Raw genomic sequence first — 15,303 nt, 5'->3', positions numbered from 1 at the left:
TCAGGCCGTGAGGAGACGGCGGAGCGCGGCCGGGGGATGGCCGGTCTCCGCCTTGACCGTTCGGGTGAGGTGGGCGTGGTCGGCGAAACCGAGGTCGGCGGCGAGGCCCGCCAGATCGTCTTCGCCCCGTTCGATGCGGTCGAGGGCGCGGCCGACCCGGACCCGGTTCCGGAACCGGGTGACCGACATGCCGGTCTCGCGGCGGAACGTCCGGCTCAGGTGGGACGGGGAGACCTCCAGGAACCGGGCCAGCGGGACGAGCCCGGCAGCGTGGGGATGGTCGCTGACGATGGCCTCGCGGGCCTCGTCCGCCAGTGCGCGGCGGGTTCCCGCCGCGTCGTCCAAGGCCAGGTGGACGAGAAGCCCCAGCAGCCGTTCGGCGGCCTCGTAAGCGGCGTCCGGGCCGGCCCGCAGCAGGAGGCGATGGGCGACGTCCGCGCGCGCGCCGACCCTGACCATCCCGGACGTCCCGCGCCACAAATCGGGGGAGAGGGTGATGGCGGTGCACATGTCACCGCCGTCCGGGTGGGCGAACTGGCCCTCCTCATGCGGAGTGTGCGCGTATCCCGTCGTGGGGTCGATCGCGGCGCGTCCGTGGCGTGATCGCATGCGGAACCGTCCCGCCCTCACCAGAACGACCTCGTGACCGGTGAACGGCTCCGCCTCCGACCAGCCGGGCCGATGGTCCGTGCAACGCACCGAGTGGACGGCGAAATCCTCCGTCACGGCCACGGTCGTCGACTCGCGCATGCTCCCCATCGTACGTAGGTCAAACATCTTCAAGCACTGTCACCGGCTTGGGGCGCACACTCGCCGAATGCTCAGGCGATGGCTGCTGGTGGTCCTGCTCACCGGACAGACGATGGTCTCGATGGACGGCTCCATCGTGTCGGTCGCGATGCCCAGCATCGCGGCGGGGCTGCATTCGTCGGGGGCGCTGCTGCAGCTCGTCACGGGCGGGTACAGCTTCGCGTTGGCCGTACTGGTCGTCACCGGAGCGCGTCTAGGGGACAAGTGCGGATACCGCACGATGTTCTTCTTCGGGCTGTTCGGCTTCACCGCCGCGTCCTTGGCCTGCGGATTGGCGCCGACCGGTACCGTCCTCGTCGTCGCGAGGGTGTGCCAGGGCGCGTCGGCGGCGATGCTGCTGCCGCAGGTGCTCTCCCTGATACAGCTCGCCTTCGACGGCACCGCCCGAGCACGTGCGCTCGGCCTCTACTCGATGGTCCTGGCCCTGGGGGTCGCCCTGGGACAGGTCATGGGAGGCGTCATCGTGACCCTTGGCGGGAGCTGGCGGCCGATCTTCCTGGTCAACGTTCCCATTGGCGCACTGCTCCTCGTCATAGGGCCACGGGTGATGCCGCCGGAACCCACGAAAGCAACGCGTCTCGACCTGGTGGGTGTGGTGCTGCTCTCGTGCGGAATGGGCGCGTTCGTTGTGCCGCTGGTGCTCGGCCGGGAACAGCACTGGCCGCTCTGGACATGGCCGTCCCTGGCTGCGGGCTGCGCCCTGCTGGTGGCCTTCTACATCTACGAACTCAAGGCCGCCTCCCCACTGCTGGATCTATCTGTGCTCCGGAGGCCGGCCGTCCGTCCCGGCCTGTTCGCCGCCTGCTCGGTGATGGGCGCGTACGCGGGATTCCTGTTCACGCTCGCGCTGTACCTGCAGGACATCTGCGGCTTCTCGCCATTGCAGGCCGGGCTCACGTTCATCCCGTACACGGCGGGCTTCGCCACGGTGGGCCTCGGCTGGGCGCGCCTGCCTCCGCGCATCCGGACAAACCTTCCGCCCACGGGCCTGCTCTCCTTCGCCGCGGCAGCCTCGGCCCTGACCCTCCTGACCGATTCCGGCTGGCCGGTACTGCTCTCCATCCCGCTCCTGTACATCGCCGGCGCGGGTCATGCCGCGGGCTTCAGCCCACTGGTCGACCGCATCGCGGGCTCCGTGGGGCCCGCACGGGCATCGGCCGTCTCCGCGCTGGCGAACACCGGCACGCTGCTGGCGAACGTCCTCGCGATCGCCGTTTTCGGCGGCGTGTACCTCTCCGACCCGACGTCGCTGTCGCGCGTCACGCCGCTGATCGCGGCCTTGCTCGTCGTGGCCGCCGCAGCCGCCGCGGCCGCCGCCGGCGTCGCCGCTCAGCGCCGCTGACCCGGAGTTATCCACAATTCCGTAACGCGCCGCGATCACCCTTCGCGCCTCCTTAACGTCGGACGGCATGAGACCCGACACGCAGGAGCGCCTGCACACGCTCATGGGGAGGCTGAAGCCATCGGACGCGCCATCGAACGCGCCATCGGACGCGCCACCGGCGGCCCGCTTACGCGCGACGCCCGACCGGTCCCACGTCCGGACGCTCGTCCTCATCGGCGTGGTCGCGGCCGTGGTGGCAGCGGGCTACCTGTGGCTCGCCCGGCCGCGCCCCGAGGCGTCCGCGACCCCGATGGCGAGCGCCACGCTCACCGACCCGCGGCCCGCCGTCTCGGCGACCCCTGCGGCGGCGGGCTCGGTGGTCGTCCACGTCCTCGGCAAGGTGAAGCGCCCCGGGGTGGTCACGCTGCCGTCCGGCTCCCGGGTCGGCGAGGCCATCAAGGCCGCCGGAGGTGTGCGCCGGGGCGCCAAGACCGGCACGCTCAACCTCGCCCGCAAGCTCGTCGACGGCGAACAGATCCCGGTCGGCATCTCCCGCCCGGCCCCGCCGCCGGCCCCCGCCGCGTCCTCCGGCGCATCGGGGGCGCCGGGAACCCCGCTCGACCTCAACACCGCCACCCCCGACCAACTGGACGACCTCCCCGGCGTGGGCCCCGTCCTCGCCCAGCGCATCGTCGCCTATCGAACCCAGCACGGCGGCTTCCGCTCGGTCGAGCAACTTCAGGAGGTCAGCGGCATAGGCGCCCGCCGCTTCGCCGACCTGAAACCCATGGTCCGCGTTTGACTTCCTCCCACGCCCAATAGCGGGGGTCCCCAACCGTCACCGGTCTCCTGCTTCGGTACCGGCTGCCCCGTCCGAGAGGACTCCCGTTGAGCTCTGACACCGGCTCCACAGGCCGACACCGCCGGCCCGGCGGCCGGCCCGCTGTGAGCGGCGTTGGCCTCCCGGTCATGCCGGATCCTTCCACCTGTCGACAGCCTCATCGGCGAACTCGCAGCGCGCTTCACCTGCCGCGCCGTGCCTCGTGCCGTAGCGGCACCGATGTGACGCCGCAGGCGTTCCGGTTGGACGGCGATGGGCGGCGATCTGCCTTGGCAACGGACCACCGTTCCCTTCCCCGCTCCGCAGGCGTCAATGTGCACCCCCACCTGAAGACAGGGGTGCCCGCGGAGCGATCCAGATGACCCACGACATCCGCTTGCTGGCCCCCGCCCTGGCCACCTGGCTGACCGCCGCCGCGGCCCTGAGCCTCCCCGCGGAAATCACCTATGCCCTCGCCGTCACCGCAGCGTTGACGGCCCTCGGCCTGCTAACCCGCCTCCCGCGCCGGCTGAGGAGGTCGGAGGACTCGGCGAGAAGGGCGGATACCGGCGGGAGCCTCGATGGGCGGCGTCGTAGCGGCGGCGCGGCGAACGGGCGGCGGGCTCTCATCGGGGTCGCGTTGGCGTGCGCGGCGGCGTCGGCGTGCGGGGTGGCGCTCCGGACGACCGCCGTGGCCGCCGGGCCGGTGCACGACCTGGCACGTGGCAGACGGTTCGCGACGGCCGAGGCGGTGGTGACCGGGGATCCGCAGGCGAAGACCGGCCATCCCCGGCCGATGATCATCATCCGGGCGCGGGCGGAGGCGGTGCGGCGGGTGAAGGTCCGCGTCCCGGTGCTGCTCATCGCGGGCGATCCCCGGTGGCTGCGCCTCATTCCCAGCCAGCGGGTGCGGTTGCGCGGACGGTTCGTGCCGCCCAAGGGGGCCGGTCTGCTGTCCGCGGTCGTGATCGTCCAGGGGCCGCCCGCCGTCCTCGGCCCGCCGTCCACGCCGCAGCGGGCCGCCGAGCACGTGCGGGCGGGGCTCCGGGCGGCGGTGGACCGGCAGCCGCCCGACCGGCGCGGCGTGCTGCCCGGCATGGTCGTCGGCGACACCTCCCGTCTCGATCCCGCGCTGGCCGAGGACTTCCGCACCGCCGGGCTCACCCATCTCCTCGTCGTCTCCGGCGCGAACCTGGCGATCGTCATCGGGGCGGTCCTCGGGCTGTGCCGTCTCGCGGGTCTCGGCCGCCGGCGCGCCCCGCCCGTGGCCGTCCTCGCGGTGCTGGCCTTCGTCGTCGTCGCGCGGCCGGAACCGAGCGTCCTGCGGGCGGCGGTGATGGGCATGATCGGCCTGCTGGCGCTGCTCACCGGCAGGGAACGCCAGGGGCTTCCCGCGCTGGCCGCGGCCGTCCTCCTCCTCGTCCTGATCGACCCCGAGCTCGCCCGCTCGTACGGGTTCGCGCTCTCCGTCCTCGCGACGGCCGGGCTGCTGGTCCTGGCCCCGCCGTGGCGGGAACGCCTCGCGCGCCGGCTCCCCGGCCCCATCGCCGACGCCCTCGCCGTCACGGCCGCCGCCGAGGTCGCCGTGGCGCCGGTCCTGGTGATGCTCTCCGGCGAGGTGGGCGTCGTGTCCGTCTTCGCGAATCTGCTGGCGGCCCCCGCCGTCGCCCCCGCGACCCTCCTCGGCGCACTCGGCGCCGTGACCGCCCTCGTCTCCCTGCCCCTCGCCCGCCTGATCGTGTGGCCCGCCGGCCTGGCCGTCGGCTGGATCATCTGGGTCGCCCGCACCGCCGCGGCGCTGCCCTACGCGACCCTCCCCTGGACCGGCGGCGCGCTCGGCGCCGCGACCCTCCTGGCAGCCGCCGCCGTGGCGTTCCTGATCCTGCGCAGCGGCCGCCTGCGCCTGATCGCCGCCGCGGCCATGGCCGGCGTCCTGGCCGGCGTCATCGCCCTGCGCGCGATGGCCCCCGGCTGGCCGCCGCCCGGCTGGCAGATGGTCGCCTGCGACGTGGGCCAGGGCGACGCTCTGGTCCTGGCCGCCGGCCCCGGCCAGGCCGTCGTCGTGGACACGGGCCCGGACCCCGCCCCCGTCGACGGCTGCCTCCGGCGCCTCCGCGTATCCGACGTCCCGCTCCTGGTCCTCACCCACCCGCACGCCGACCACATCAACGGCACGTCCGGCGTCCGCCACCACCGCACGGTCCACGAAGTGCTGACGACACCCCTCACCTCAGGCCGCGAGGCGCGCTACACCTCCGGCCTCCGAACCCGCCACGCCGAACCGGGCCAGCAATGGCGCATAGGCGAGCTGACCCTCTCAATCCTGGCCCCGCTCGGCGCCCACCCCCTCTCACCAGAGGACGACGGCACCACGGTCAACAACGCGAGCATCGTCCTCGTCGCCCGCAAACCGGGCTTCAGCGCACTCCTCGCGGGCGACATCGAAACGGACGCCCAACGCGCCCTGGCAGCGGCCGTCCCCCACGTCCAGGTTCTGAAGATCCCGCACCACGGCTCCCGCAGCCAGGACCCCAGCTTCCTGGCCGCCGCCCACGCGTCCATCTCCCTGATCTCGGTAGGCGAGCACAACGACTACGGCCACCCGTCCCCGGCGACCCTCACCCTCCTCCACCAGCTCCACACCCAGATCCACCGCACCGACAGGGAAGGAGACATAGCCATAGTCCGCACAGCGACGTCCATAACCACCGTCCCCCGCCACTGACCCGGGTCACCGTGCTCCTCGGCGGCACGGAGCCGTCCTGAGCGTGGCATGCTGCTGGGGTGTCGGTTGAGCCCATTGTGCTGGTGGTCGGGGACGAGGAGTTGCTCGCGGAGCGGGCGATCGGGGAGATCGTCGCGTCGGTGCGGACCGGGGATCCGGAGGCCGAGGTCATCGACCTGGCGCCCGGCGGGCTGGAACCCGGGCGGATTTCGGAGCTGACGTCGCCGTCGCTGTTCGGCGGCGGGAAGGTGCTGGTGATCCGGTCGGCGCAGGACCTGGGGAAGGACCTGACGGCCGAGGTGCTCAGGTACGCCAAGAACCCGGCCGATGAAGTGGTGCTCGTGGCCGTCCACCCGGGTGGGGCCAAGGGCAAGGCGCTGGTGGACGGGCTCACCAAGCTCAAGGCGCGCAAGATCTCGTGTCCCAAGGTCACCAAGATGGGGGAGCGGGTCGACTTCGTGCGGGCCGAGATCCGCCGCGCGGGCGGGAAGATCTCGGCGGACGGCGCGCGCGGGCTGCTCGACGCGGTGGGAAACGACCTGCGGGAGCTGGCGGCGGCGTGCAGCCAGCTGGTAGCCGATACCGGCGGGAAGATCGACGATGCCGCCGTCGCCCGCTACTACCGGGGGCGCGCGGAGGTCAGCGGGTTCACGGTGGCGGACAAGGCCATCGAGGGGCAGCTCGCCGAGGCTCTGGAGCAGCTCCGGTGGGCGCTCGCCACGGGAGTGGCGCCGGTGCTGATCGTCAGCGCGCTCGCCCAGGGGGTGCGGGGGCTGGCGAAGGTCGGCGGGGCCCCGAGAGGCGCGCGGGGCGCGGCGCTGGCCAAGGAGCTGGGCATGCCGCCGTGGAAGATCGAGCGGGTGCAGAGGCAGCTGCGCGGCTGGTCCGGGGACGGGGTCGCGCGGGCACTGACGGCGGTCGCCGACGCCGACGAGGCGGTCAAGGGCGGCGCCGCCGACCCGGCGTACGCCCTGGAGAAGACCGTCGCCCGGATCGTCGCCGCCCGCGGCTGACCGCCCGCCCGTGCCGACGCGCATCACCCAGCGGCTGCCAGCGGCCAACCAGCGGCCGCCCATTGATCTGTTTCCAGGACGCTTTTCTCGTCGGGTGGTCTGCGGGTGTTTCGGGGAGAGATGTTATTGCTCGGCCTTCGTCTTCAGGCCATTGGCTTCCATTGTCACGTAGCGGCGGGTCAGACGGCCTGTCAGCAGGGCGATCAGGGGAGCCAGAGGGCCCTTTTGGTCCAGGACCAGGCGGACCGTGACCGTGCCATCCGGGTTCGGGACGATGTGGTGCGCCGCTGTGGTGGTCACGCCGGGGGAGCGGGATTCCCAGGTGAAGGTCTCGTTCTCCTTGAAGGCGGTGACCGTCCAGGTGGCGGCGGGCATCTTCGGCTGGTGGACGCGGGCCCGCCCGGAGAGCGCGAAGGGCGTGTCGAGCACCTCGACGCGGTCGATCGAGTCCGTCATCTCGGGCCAGTGTTCGACGTCCTTGAGGAGGTTCCAGACGGTTTCGGGGGCGGCGTCGATGTCGACGGAGGTCTCGAAATGCACGGCGTGCTCCTTACGGCGGCGCGGACGGCGGTCAGCAGGCCGGCGACCAGGGGGTCGTCGGTGCGTCCCGGCAGGTGCAGAGCGTAGTAGGGGACGGCGGGCAGGTCGATGATCTCGCGTCCGGTCAGGCCGGGCGGAGGGGGCACGCAGCCGTTCACGACGGCCAGGCCGATGCGCAGGGACACGAAGTGCAGCATGAGCGGCCAGCCCTCGGCCTCGACGGCGAGCGACCACGGGATACCGGCGGCGCGCAGCGCGCGTTCGAGCGCGGCGCGGTGCGGGCCGGGCGGAGGCGGGACGACGAGGGCGGCGCCCGTGAGGTCGGCGAGGGCGAGGTGCGGCTTCGCGGTGAGGGGGTGGTCGTCCGGCATGACGAGCATCTGCGGGTAGGACCTCAGGAGTTCCGCCTCCACGTCGTCCGGCAGGACGTCCAGGACGGCGACGCCCACGTCGGCGCGGCCGGTGCGGACGGCGGCGAGGGTGCGGGCGCGGTCGCCGTTGATCAGGCGGACGCCGGGGTGGACGGCGTCGCCGAGCAGGTACAGGTAGGCGCCCTCGCCGGCGGCGAGGGCCGGGACGCGGGATCCGGCGGTGCCGTGGACGCCGGCGAGGAACGCGGACATGCGGGCGTCGAGGTCACGGGCGAAACGGGCGACCTGCTCGCCGGCGGGGGTCAGGACGAGGCGGCGTCCGTGCCGGGTGTACAGGGGGCGGCCGAGGGTCTCGGAGAGTTTGCGCACCTTGACGTGGAGGGCCGGCTGGGAGATGTGGAGTTCGCCGGCGGCGCGGGTGAAGTTGAGGTGGTCGGCGAAGACGGCGAACGAGGCGAGCGCGTCCGTGGACAGGCTGCTCAGTTCCATAGTCGCAAACTATAGCAATGGCACTCAATAATAGTTCTCATTTAGTGGAGCGGGCCCCGAGAGTTGAGGGCATGGACATCGAATCTCGGCTCGGCGTCGATTTCGGCCGAGTCATTCACGGGGGACTGAGGGCCCCCGGCGACGAGGACACCGTCTTCCTCGACGGAAGTTTCGAGGAGGCTCTCGCATCGCCCGCGACCGAGGGCGTCTACGACGTGCTGCCCGGGCTCATCGAAGCGTTCGAGGGGCGCGCCTGGATCATCTCCAAGTGCGGCGACCGGATCCGGCGGAGGACGCTGGCCTGGCTCGACCACCATGACTTCTACGCTCGGACGGGCCTGCCCAGAGAGAACGTCCGGTTCTGCCGGAGGCGGGCGGAGAAGGCGGGGCACTGCGCCGACCTCGGCATCACGCACATGATCGACGACCGGCTGGACGTGCACCGGGCCATCCGCGAGATCGTGCCCTACCGGTATCTGTTCGGCCCGGAGCAGGGGCCCGAATGGGTGCGGCACCTGCCCGGCTGGGAGGCCGCGGAGGTCATTCGCGGAGATATTCCGGCGGGACGGAGCCGGCCAGCCACACCCCGTTCGCGCTGACCCGGAACTCGTGCCCGTCGGCGGCCATCCGCCCGGATTCGACCGTGAGGACGACCGGCCGGCCGCGGCGGGCGCCGACGCGCCGGGCCGTCTCGCGGTCGGGGGACAGGTGGACGGCGTGCCGCCCCATCGGCCGCAGCCCCTCGCGCAGAATGGCGTCCGCGGAATGGCGGACGGTGCCGTGGTAGAGGAACTCGGGCGGATCCACCGGCGGCAGGTTCAGCTCGACCGGGACCGAATGCCCCTGGACGGCCCGTATCCGGTCCCCGTCCAGCTCATAACGCTTCTTGTCGTTGACGCTGACCACGTGTTCCAGTTCGGAACGGGTCAGCGCGAAGCCGTTCCGCGACGCGGCGGCGAGCAGGTCGGCGACGTCCGCCCAGCCCTCCGGCGAGAGGGTGAGGCCGATCCGCTCGGGGCGGTGCCGCAGATGCTTGGCGAGATACTTCGAGATCTTCACCACGCGGCGTTCGTCCATGGACATGGACATGCGTCGGGGCCGGCGCGAAAGGCCGGCCCCGGGCGTGCGGCCCTTACTTGGCCTGCAGGGCGGCGGCCTGCTTGGCGATCGCCGACTTGCGGTTGGCGGCCTGGTTCTTGTGGATGACGCCCTTGCTGACCGCCTTGTCCAGCTTGCGCGCGGCGTTGCGCTGCGCGGCGACGGCGTCGTCGACGTTGCCCGCGTCGGCGGCCTCGCGGAACTTGCGGATCGCCGTCTTCAGCTCCGACTTGACGGCCTTGTTGCGCAGGCGGGCCTTCTCGTTCTGCTTGTTGCGCTTGATCTGGGACTTGATGTTAGCCACGTCGTAGTGCCTCAGCTTGGTTGCGATCCACGCCTGCTCACCGGCAGGCTCCAACAGAATGTCTGAACGGGGGCGGGACGGTGCCCCCGGGGCACGACGCTACGCCACACGCAGTCGCACAGCCTACCAATCACCGGGGCCTGCCCCAAACCGGGCCGTGCACGGAGCATCGGGCCCGGCATGGGACTATGGAAGCACACATATCCATGCCCACCAGTGAGTATTGCGAACGGACCCCGGTGCCAGCGCCCCAGCCTGACAAGACCGATCCCGCGATCATCCGCAACTTCTGCGTGATCGCGCACATCGACCATGGCAAGTCGACCCTCGCTGACCGGATGCTGCAGCTGACGGGTGTGGTCGAGGATCGCCAGATGCGCGCCCAGTACCTCGACCGCATGGACATCGAGCGTGAGCGCGGCATCACGATCAAGAGCCAGGCCGTGCGGCTGCCCTGGACGTCCGGCGGGGTCGACCACGTCCTCAACCTGATCGACACCCCGGGGCACGTCGACTTCTCCTACGAGGTGTCGCGGTCGCTGGCGGCGTGCGAGGGCGCGGTCCTGCTGGTGGACGCGGCGCAGGGCATCGAGGCGCAGACGCTCGCGAACCTGTACCTCGCCCTTGAGGCCGACCTGCACCTCATCCCGGTGCTGAACAAGATCGACCTCCCGGCGGCGCAGCCGGACAAGTACGCCGGGGAACTGGCCGGGATCATCGGCTGCGACCCGTCGGACGTGCTGCGCGTGTCGGGCAAGACCGGCGAGGGCGTCCGCGAGCTGCTCGACAAGATCGTCGAGGAGGTGCCGGCGCCGGTCGGCGACCCCGACGGCCCCGCCCGGGCGCTGATCTTCGACTCGGTCTACGACACCTACCGCGGGGTCGTCACCTACGTCCGGATCATCGACGGGCGCCTGTCGCGCCGCGAGAAGAGCCTGATGATGTCGACCGGGGCGGCGCACGACACCCTGGAGGTCGGCGTGATCGCCCCGGAGCCGAAGCCCGTGCAGGGCCTCGGCGTCGGCGAGGTGGGATACCTGATCACCGGGGTGAAGGACGTCCGGCAGGCGCGGGTCGGCGACACCGTGACCGGCGCGTCCCGGCCGGCGCCCGAGGCGCTCGGCGGCTACCGCGACCCGAAGCCGATGGTGTTCTCCGGCCTCTACCCGGTGGACGGCGACCAGTACCCGGAGCTGCGGGACGCGCTGGACAAGCTGCAGTTGAACGACGCCGCGCTCGTCTACGAGCCGGAGACGTCGGCGGCGCTCGGGTTCGGGTTCCGCTGCGGCTTCCTCGGCCTGCTGCACATGGAGATCGTCCGGGAGCGGCTGGAGCGCGAGTTCGACCTGTCGCTCATCTCGACCGCGCCGAACGTGGTCTACCGCGTGGTGATGGAGGACGGGACGGAGCACACCGTCACCAACCCCAGCGAGTTCCCCGAAGGCAAGATCGGCATGGTGTACGAGCCGGTCGTGAGGGCGACGCTGCTGTCCCCGTCGGACCACATCGGCGCGATCATGGAGCTGTGCCAGGGCCGCCGCGGCGTGCTGCTCGGCATGGACTACCTGTCCGAGGACCGCGTCGAGATCCGCTACACGCTGCCGCTCGCCGAGATCATCTTCGACTTCTTCGACCAGCTGAAGTCGAGGACGCGCGGGTACGCCTCGCTCGACTACGAGCCCAGCGGCGAGCAGGAGTCCGACCTCGTGAAGGTCGACATCCTGCTGCAGGGCGAGTCGGTGGACGCGTTCAGCCAGATCGTGCACAAGGACAAGTCCCGCGAGTACGGGCTGATGATGACGTCCAAGCTGAAGGAGCTCATCCCGAGGCAGCAGTACGAGGTGCCCATCCAGGCCGCGATCGGCGCCCGGATCATCGCCCGCGAGAACATCCGCGCCATCCGCAAGGACGTCCTCGCCAAGTGCTACGGCGGCGACATCTCCCGCAAGCGCAAGCTGCTGGAGAAGCAGAAGGAGGGCAAGAAGCGGATGAAGACCATCGGGCGGGTGGACGTCCCGCAGGAGGCCTTCGTCGCCGCCCTCTCCACCGGCGGGGGCGGCGACGCCGACAAGGGCAGGAAGTAGCCCGGCTACCTGGTGACGGGCTACTTGATGATGGGCCACGCCACCGCGGCCGGGACGCTCCGGAACTCACCGCGGTTGGCGGCCCGTCCCGCGTAGACGAGGAAGAACATCACGGCGGCCGTGAACAGCAGCGGCACCCAGATGAAGAACTCGGCGACGAGGGACAGCAGGCCGAAGACGAACCACACCGCGATGGCGGCGACGCCCATGTTGAGGCCCTGCGCGGCGTGCCGCCGGACGAACGGCGAGCGGGCCTTGCCGAAGTAGACGATGGCCGGTGCGACCGCGCCGACGAGGAACTGGCCCACGTACGCCATGAGCGACCACGTCCTGTCGTCGTCGCTGACGGGCCCGTAGTGCCCGGGTATCTGGGCGGTGTGTCCGCCCTGCTGCGGCTGCTGCCAGGCCGCGTTGGGCTGCTGCTGGGCCGGCTGACCCTGCTGGGGTTGCTGCCACGCGTTCCCGGGCTGCTGCCACGGTGCCTGCTGCTGCGGCTGCGCCTGCCATCCAGGCTGCTGCCCTTGACCGGGCGACGGGGGAGGCCCGTAGGCCATGGCGGACGTCCTCTCCTCTAGTTCGCTGCGCGTTCGCTGTGCGAGCTATTGCGCGAAGTGTATGACTCTTTCGACGCGTGAGAAGTTCGGACCGGTTCCTTCACCCGCCCGGCCCGTGGCCGTTTCGCGCCACGGGCCGGGCGGCGAAGGTGATCAGGGCCGCCAGATGACGGCGGACGGGTTCGCCGGGGTGAGCGTGACCGAGCCCGTCCAGGCGATGGACGACGGCTGCGGCAGGTACGACTCGTCGAGGAAGAACCCCCGGTTCACGGACGTGACCGTGGCCGGCGCGCCGTTGTCACCGAGCCCGGTCGGACGGCGGACCGCTTCGATGCTCGCGATGTCGGAGACCCGCGTCCCCTCGGGCAGTTCGACGGTCGTGGCGACGGCGCCGTCACGGTCGATCGCCCACGTCGGCTCGTCATGGTCGGACCGGTACAGCCTGGACGGGTCGGACTTCAGCCGGACCCCGAGCGCCACACCCGGCACCGCCCCGCTCCCGGTCGCCGCGCCCGTCGCCTTGGTCAACTCCGCGAACAGGTACGTGCGCTGGTCGCCGACCGCCCGCGTCGCCGGATCGGACGGGTCCTCGATCTCGCCTTCCCGCACCATCTCCTGCGCCGCGACCCGGTACGTCCACGGCTCGCGGTCCATGACGACCTCGCGGGCGCGTCCGTCCGGCCGCGTCCGGGACGCGTCGAGGAGGAAGCGCAGCGGTGGGTCCGGTGAGATCACGTCGCACATGTTGTTGTTCTGCGTGCAGGTCTGCAGCACCGGATGATCGCCCTCGTAGCGGCCGGTGAACTTGAGCGTGAGGTGCAGGGGCGCCTGGTAGACGGCGGTTCCGTCCACCCGGTTCCCGGACGCGTCCACCTCGACCCGGTACACCCACTCGATGTCGGTCGTCCGGCCCCAGCGGGCCATGAGCGCGGGCGTGTCGGTGCCGCCGTCCTCGTTGCTCCAGACCACGGAGTACTCGATGACGCGGTGCCCGGGCGCGGCGGCGGCCCGCGTCTCGTGCCAGGCGATCAGCGGGGTGTCGGTGGTGGCGTTCTGGTAGGGGTCGCCGAAGGGCCAGCCCGTCCGGCCGACGACGACCGGGGCGTGGCGCAGGGCGAGCGCGTCCGACACCCGGACCCCGGTACCCCGCAGGGTGACGCGGCGGGCGGCGGGCGCGCCGCCCTTCCCGAAGCGCAGCGTCACCTTGTGGCGGCCCTTCCCGACATGTCCGAGCCCGAGGCTCCGGGGGATCGGGTCGGACGAGGGGACGACGAGGTCGGTCACATGGCGTCCGTCCACCGCGATCGACACGACGGCGGACTCGGCGCCCTTGCGCACCCACGAGACGCCCGGGGCCGACGCGGCGAAGGAGATGACGGCCTCTCCGTCGCGGCGGGCGGTGAACGGCAGCGATCTGGCGGGGCCGCCGCGGCGGACGGTGATCGTGCTGGACGAGGGGGCGTGGGCGAGCGGGGCGGCGTGGGCGGGCGGGGCGGTGAGGGTGAGGGGAGCGCCGGCGAGGGCGGCGCCGGTCACGGCGAGCACGGCATGACGCGCACGGCTTCTCATGATCAGGGAAACTAGGGCCGCCGGGTCGCGTTCCGGTGACGGCGCGGTAGCCCGTGGGCGTCGGCTTCGTGAGCCGTCAGACGCGGCTGCGGTGCGGGATCCGGAGCGCCGCGGGCGCCGCCGGCGGCTGCAGCGACACGGCCGTGAAGGGCTCCGCGTCACCCGGCCGGTCGGGCCCGTACAGGGTCAGGCCGGACGCCGCCAGCCGGACCGTCCGTCCCCGCCGGACGGCCTCGTGCCCCAGTTCACCCAGCAGCCGGACCACGTCGTGGGCGGGCTCGTCGAGCAGGTCGACGCCGTCCAGCCGGAACCGCATCTCCGGGTTGCCGCTCCAGCCGGGCGACCGCGTCCCGCAGATCTCGGCGAGCCGCTCCACGCCGTCCTCGCCGCGGCCGGTGGACAGCGCCAGCGTCCCGCGCCCCACCCGCACGCTGCGGTGGTCGGCCCAGCCGCACAGCAGCGACGCCTTCGGCGGGCGGGTGCCGCAGCGGTCGGAGACCGCGGCGAGCGTCGTCCACGCGTCGGCGGCCTGGGTGGAGAACAGCAGGCTCGCGTCCGGCAGCAGCGCCCCGCGCCCCGGCTCCAGCGTGATCACGAACGGCGCTACCCGGCCGGGGAACCGCGCCGGATCGGCCTCCCGGAGCGTGACGAGCCCTTCCCAGGCGACGGGCTCGTCCACCGCGAACCAGGTGATCACGGTCTCCACGCCGAGGGCCCGGAACGTCGCGTCGGTCAGCCGCTCGGCGACCGCCTCCCGCAGTCCCTCGGCCGTCTCGGCGAGCCGGCGGCGCCACCACGGCGGTTCGGGATCGCCGCCCGCGCCCGTCGACCAGCGCGTCCCCGCGCCGGGGAAGTCCGAACGCCGCTCGCCGCCCGCGCCGTCGACCACCACGCAGTGCCAGCCGTCCGGCCCGCCCCGCAGCAGCACGCGCGCCGGCGCGCGTCCCCGCTCGGTCGCACCCTCGTCCACCATCCCGACGACACTATCCACCCAAGAGGGTCGGCACGCTCCATTCCGGCCGCCCGGCGGGTGGTTTCCCGACGACACGGCGGGGGTTGCTCGACCTCGGCGCGTATGTCGATACGGTCGGAGGCAGCGGCCAGACGGTCCGGACCCGACCTCCCGGAGGTAGCGTGACCCACCCCGAGCAGGTTCTGCGTTCCGCCAAGGAGCGGGAGACGGTGAACGGCGCCGTCCGCGCGCTGCGCTCCGCGGCCCCGGACGGCTGGGAGCGGCTCGACTTCGAGTTCCGCGCGACCGTGGGCATCGACAGCGCCTCGTTCGAGGTGGAGGACGCCGACGGCGGGCGGCTCACCGCGATCCCGCCCGGGCAGGCCATCGGCAGGATGGACGAGCTGCGCCGCGTCATGTACCGGAACGGCAAGGGCGCCTGGTTCACCGCGCGGCTGCGGATCGAGCGCTCGGGCCGGTTCAGCGCCGAGTTCGACTACGACGGGGAGCCGGATTTCACCCCGCCCCTCACCCCGTCCGCCTACGCCCTGGACCTCGACCGCTTCCCCCGCGCGGAGGCCCACATCCCGGACTGGCTGCGCGCGAAGCTCGACGAGGCCTGACGGGCGGGGCCTGACGGGCGGGGCCTG

The 15,303-nt window shown here is 72.2% G+C and carries 15 protein-coding genes; 7 read left to right on the top strand and 8 right to left on the bottom strand.

What is annotated here, in order from left to right; translation table 11 throughout:
- The gene (locus AL2_RS09065; RefSeq protein WP_210748043.1) at positions 1-750 is read right to left on the bottom strand and encodes a helix-turn-helix domain-containing protein; all 750 of its coding nucleotides are present in this window, start codon (positions 748-750) and stop codon (positions 1-3) included.
- Between the two features lie 67 nt (positions 751-817).
- Here AL2_RS09065 and AL2_RS09060 point away from each other — a divergent pair, with 67 nt between their 5' ends.
- The 4 genes from AL2_RS09060 to holA all read left to right on the top strand — a co-directional run bounded on the left by AL2_RS09060 (position 818) and on the right by holA (position 6,692).
- Positions 818-2,152 carry an MFS transporter gene (locus AL2_RS09060; protein ID WP_083946226.1) on the top strand — a complete coding sequence of 445 codons (1,335 nt, stop codon included), beginning with the start codon at positions 818-820 and terminating at the stop codon, positions 2,150-2,152.
- Between the two features lie 67 nt (positions 2,153-2,219).
- Positions 2,220-2,936: a ComEA family DNA-binding protein gene (locus AL2_RS09055; protein ID WP_157438064.1), complete on the top strand. Its 717-nt coding sequence runs from the start codon at positions 2,220-2,222 to the stop codon at positions 2,934-2,936.
- Between the two features lie 397 nt (positions 2,937-3,333).
- A complete protein-coding gene (locus AL2_RS09050; RefSeq protein ID WP_067631850.1) occupies positions 3,334-5,679 on the top strand; it encodes a ComEC/Rec2 family competence protein in 2,346 nt (781 codons plus the stop codon).
- Positions 5,680-5,738: 59 nt separating this feature from the next.
- Positions 5,739-6,692 carry a DNA polymerase III subunit delta gene (gene holA, locus AL2_RS09045; RefSeq protein WP_067631848.1) on the top strand — a complete coding sequence of 318 codons (954 nt, stop codon included), beginning with the start codon at positions 5,739-5,741 and terminating at the stop codon, positions 6,690-6,692.
- A gap of 123 nt (positions 6,693-6,815) precedes the next feature.
- Here holA and AL2_RS09040 read toward each other — a convergent pair whose 3' ends face one another.
- Both AL2_RS09040 and AL2_RS39730 read right to left on the bottom strand, forming a co-directional pair.
- On the bottom strand, positions 6,816-7,232 hold the full coding sequence (locus AL2_RS09040) for an SRPBCC family protein (protein ID WP_067631846.1): 417 nt from the start codon (positions 7,230-7,232) through the stop codon (positions 6,816-6,818).
- Positions 7,145-8,092, bottom strand: a complete 948-nt coding sequence (locus tag AL2_RS39730; RefSeq protein WP_083946221.1) for a LysR family transcriptional regulator — start codon at positions 8,090-8,092, stop codon at positions 7,145-7,147. Before AL2_RS39730 ends, AL2_RS09040 begins: the two co-directional genes overlap by 88 nt.
- Before the next feature lie 71 nt (positions 8,093-8,163).
- On the opposite strand from AL2_RS39730, the gene AL2_RS09030 reads away from it, so the two are divergent.
- Complete coding sequence (locus tag AL2_RS09030; protein WP_067631844.1) at positions 8,164-8,691, top strand: hypothetical protein; 528 nt, start codon at positions 8,164-8,166, stop codon at positions 8,689-8,691.
- On the opposite strand, the gene AL2_RS09025 is transcribed toward AL2_RS09030, so the two are convergent.
- A complete protein-coding gene (locus tag AL2_RS09025; protein WP_067632529.1) occupies positions 8,633-9,169 on the bottom strand; it encodes an RNA 2'-phosphotransferase in 537 nt (178 codons plus the stop codon). The genes AL2_RS09030 and AL2_RS09025 overlap by 59 nt on opposite strands.
- Positions 9,170-9,224: 55 nt before the next feature.
- Positions 9,225-9,494, bottom strand: a complete 270-nt coding sequence (rpsT, locus tag AL2_RS09020) for a 30S ribosomal protein S20 (RefSeq protein WP_067632527.1) — start codon at positions 9,492-9,494, stop codon at positions 9,225-9,227.
- A gap of 206 nt (positions 9,495-9,700) precedes the next feature.
- On the opposite strand from rpsT, the gene lepA reads away from it, so the two are divergent.
- Positions 9,701-11,578: a translation elongation factor 4 gene (lepA, locus tag AL2_RS09015; RefSeq protein ID WP_067631842.1), complete on the top strand. Its 1,878-nt coding sequence runs from the start codon at positions 9,701-9,703 to the stop codon at positions 11,576-11,578.
- Positions 11,579-11,598: 20 nt separating this feature from the next.
- Here the strand turns inward: lepA and AL2_RS36160 are convergent, their stop codons facing one another.
- From AL2_RS36160 to AL2_RS09000, 3 genes are all read right to left on the bottom strand, one after another.
- Entirely contained in the window at positions 11,599-12,132 is a 534-nt protein-coding gene (locus tag AL2_RS36160; protein WP_083946219.1) for a DUF4870 domain-containing protein, read from the bottom strand.
- A 153-nt stretch (positions 12,133-12,285) separates the two neighbouring features.
- Positions 12,286-13,701, bottom strand: a complete 1,416-nt coding sequence (locus tag AL2_RS09005) for a hypothetical protein (protein ID WP_067631838.1) — start codon at positions 13,699-13,701, stop codon at positions 12,286-12,288.
- Positions 13,702-13,777: 76 nt separating this feature from the next.
- Positions 13,778-14,674: a hypothetical protein gene (locus AL2_RS09000; protein WP_067631836.1), complete on the bottom strand. Its 897-nt coding sequence runs from the start codon at positions 14,672-14,674 to the stop codon at positions 13,778-13,780.
- 161 nt (positions 14,675-14,835) lie between these two features.
- Between AL2_RS09000 and AL2_RS08995 the strand changes: the two genes are divergently transcribed.
- Positions 14,836-15,276, top strand: coding sequence for an antitoxin YezG family protein (locus tag AL2_RS08995; RefSeq protein WP_067631833.1), 441 nt, complete (start codon positions 14,836-14,838; stop codon positions 15,274-15,276).
- Positions 15,277-15,303: the final 27 nt, after the last annotated feature.

The sequence above is a fragment of the Actinomadura latina NBRC 106108 genome, from assembly GCF_001552195.1.
In the GTDB taxonomy this organism is placed as follows: domain Bacteria; phylum Actinomycetota; class Actinomycetes; order Streptosporangiales; family Streptosporangiaceae; genus Spirillospora; species Spirillospora latina.
Note: the sequence above shows the minus strand (reverse complement) of the source record. Positions and strands in the feature narration are given on the sequence as shown.

Bases quoted from the DNA above. Each gene is read 5' to 3' on its own strand.
- AL2_RS09005 (WP_067631838.1), bottom strand. From the start codon at position 13,701: ATGAGAAGCCGTGCGCGTCATGCCGTGCTCGCCGTGACCGGCGCCGCC.
- AL2_RS09030 (WP_067631844.1), top strand. From the start codon at position 8,164: ATGGACATCGAATCTCGGCTCGGCGTCGATTTCGGCCGAGTCATTCAC.
- AL2_RS36160 (WP_083946219.1), bottom strand. From the start codon at position 12,132: ATGGCCTACGGGCCTCCCCCGTCGCCCGGTCAAGGGCAGCAGCCTGGA.
- AL2_RS09050 (WP_067631850.1), top strand. From the start codon at position 3,334: ATGACCCACGACATCCGCTTGCTGGCCCCCGCCCTGGCCACCTGGCTG.
- AL2_RS09055 (WP_157438064.1), top strand. From the start codon at position 2,220: ATGAGACCCGACACGCAGGAGCGCCTGCACACGCTCATGGGGAGGCTG.
- AL2_RS09025 (WP_067632529.1), bottom strand. From the start codon at position 9,169: ATGGACGAACGCCGCGTGGTGAAGATCTCGAAGTATCTCGCCAAGCAT.
- AL2_RS09000 (WP_067631836.1), bottom strand. From the start codon at position 14,674: ATGGTGGACGAGGGTGCGACCGAGCGGGGACGCGCGCCGGCGCGCGTG.
- AL2_RS39730 (WP_083946221.1), bottom strand. From the start codon at position 8,092: ATGGAACTGAGCAGCCTGTCCACGGACGCGCTCGCCTCGTTCGCCGTC.
- AL2_RS09060 (WP_083946226.1), top strand. From the start codon at position 818: ATGCTCAGGCGATGGCTGCTGGTGGTCCTGCTCACCGGACAGACGATG.
- lepA (WP_067631842.1), top strand. From the start codon at position 9,701: ATGCCCACCAGTGAGTATTGCGAACGGACCCCGGTGCCAGCGCCCCAG.
- AL2_RS09065 (WP_210748043.1), bottom strand. From the start codon at position 750: ATGCGCGAGTCGACGACCGTGGCCGTGACGGAGGATTTCGCCGTCCAC.